This is a genomic window from Nocardia sp. NPDC050713 (genome assembly GCF_040654315.1).
Taxonomy (GTDB): Bacteria; Actinomycetota; Actinomycetes; order Mycobacteriales; family Mycobacteriaceae; genus Nocardia.
Genome location: NZ_JBFAHS010000040.1, coordinates 1 through 2,272, shown reverse-complemented (window position 1 = coordinate 2,272; position 2,272 = coordinate 1). Strand labels below are relative to the sequence as shown.

Genomic DNA, 2,272 nt, shown 5'->3' with positions numbered 1-2,272 from the left:
GCGGAGCCGCCCATCGGGCCCGCTTTGCGGCCCATTTAACCCAGAAAAGCCGCTTCGCGACTTTTACCCGCCTTTTCCAGGCCAAATTGCAGAGCCTTTCTGCCTATTGGTTGAGCCCATTTCTTCGCGCTTCGCACTCAGCCAAAATGCCCTCATCCGACCCCTTTCGAGGCGAATTCAGGGTCAAATTCGGCCCGTTGCCGAGGGTTTATCGAATTCCCCTCAGACCCCTTTTCGGCCGTGATGCACTGTGTAGCGTCCGGAGTTCTGCCCGGCCCCCGTTGACGATGTGTCGCGTTTTTCGGGTAGCAGCGTGTATCACTTCGCGGGTGTCGGACGATCCTGCCGCAGCCCCCATGCCGACCCCACATCGCCCCCGATATTGTCCCGAAAATAGGCATGAAAATGCCCCCTCGAATTGAGGGGGCATTTCGGAATCACATTCCCGCGCGGCCCTTTTTCCTTTCCTCGACGCCTTCGAAGTAGGTCCGGATTTCGCTGGCAAGGAACGTTTCCTTGCCCTTGTCGTCCTTCTCTCCCTTGGGAAAGACGGCCTTGTTGCGGGTCTTGTGCTGGCGGATGTTGGCCTCGCTGACGGGGATTTCCAGGGCCTTGAAGCGGCGGGCGATCTCGGCGATGGACAGGCGCTCCTCCTCCGGCTCTGCGGGCGCCTGGGGCGCGTCCTGGGGCTCCTCGGCCTCGTGCTGCGGGTCGGCCGGCGCCTGGGCGGCGACGCCCTGGCGGTCGAGGATGCGGGTCACCGCGTCGCGCAGTTCGGGCCCGAGGTCCCAGCCCGCCAGAGCGTCACGGGGGGCGTCAGGACGGGCGTCACGGGGGCTGTCAGGCCGTGCGTCATCCTTCACGGTGTCATGGCTCTGAGCTGGGACTTTGTCCAGCAGAACCCGGGGGGAGGGGTTCACCGCGGGGTCATGTGACGTGCCCTTGAGCAGCGCCGGGACCTCCTGCTCCTGGGGCTGGGGCGGGGTGCCGTAGAGGCCGGCCGTCTCGTAGGTCCAGGGGCGGCGGCGGCGGGCTTCGGTGGCCCACTCCATGTACCGGGCCGGGGAGTCCTCGGGCGGGTCGCAGCTGGGCACCTGGACCCACACGCGCTCGCCGTTCTGGCCGATGAGAATGCGCCCGGCCCGGTCATTGCCGGTGATATCCGGCATGCGACCGCCGATGATGCGGTCCCACTGCTTCTCCTTGATTTTGCCCATGATGATCTCGGGAAAGAGGACGCTCATTCCCTGCTGGCCGGTCTTGTCGTCGCGGAGGTCCTGGAATACGCCGATGACATGGCCGTTGACATTTCGGGAGGTGCGGAGGGCGGACGCCACATCCGCCCAGAACGGGTCAGCGGCGGGCGCGTTCTTCGGCTTATTGCGCCGCCACCATTCCCGGGAAAGGTCGGCCGTTTCGTTGGCCTCCTCCATGATAAATACAACTCCGGGGAGCTGAATTGCCGGATTGCGGAGCTGAACGAATTGCCGGGCCTTCGACACCTCCAGGAACCACGCCAGGGTCCGGCGCATATCACCGACCGCCATCGGGTCGTTGTAGAGGTAAAAGCCGGGGAGCCCGGAGAAGCACGCGACGGAATTGCGCTTCGGGTCGGTGGTGATGACGGTCCAGCCCTGCCAGACCAATTGCAGGATGACGAACTGGATCAGGTTGGACTTTCCACCGCCGGAGCCGATGGAAAGCGCCCAGTGGGCACTGTCGCCCATCAGCATCTTGGTGACGATGTTGCCGAAGGCGTCCATTCCGATGACCACCTCACCCGGCTTGCAGGCGAAAATGGCGTCCTGGATGCGGGGGTCGAAGAAGTCGAGGAAGTCGGGGCACGCGGGCTTCGGGGGAGCGGGCGGCCGGTGGGTCCACTCGACCCAGTGGTCGCCGTCCTGCTGGCCGGCCTTGGTGTGCCACTTGGCCACCCAGTCCCCGGGGAGCTTGATGTTCACCAGGGCGGTGAGGTCCTGGCGGTCCAGCTCGGCGCCGACGAAGGTCAGCGGCAGCAGCAGCTTGACGACGGCCTGGCGGTCGGCGACGTCGGGCGGGATGGTCAGCCAGTCCTCCATCAGGTCGGCCTCCTCGTCCAGGCCCAGGCGCTCGCGCAGGATCGGCCACAGGGCCGGTCCGTACGTCGCCTCGTCGCCGACCAGCTCCCGGGCCGCCCGCCGTGCGGTCCACACGGCCTTGTGGCCCCCGCCCATCAGGCGCCACTGGCTCACCCAGTCGCCGGGCAGGCGCAGGTTCACGATGTCGTCCAGGT

General features: G+C 66.0%; 1 protein-coding gene. It reads right to left on the bottom strand.

All coding sequences use genetic code 11. From position 1 onward, the window contains the following. Positions 1-437 precede the first annotated feature (437 nt). Positions 438-2,272, bottom strand: a 1,835-nt coding sequence (locus tag AB0H49_RS34375; protein WP_357257304.1) for a hypothetical protein, incomplete at its 5' end; no start/stop codon positions are given.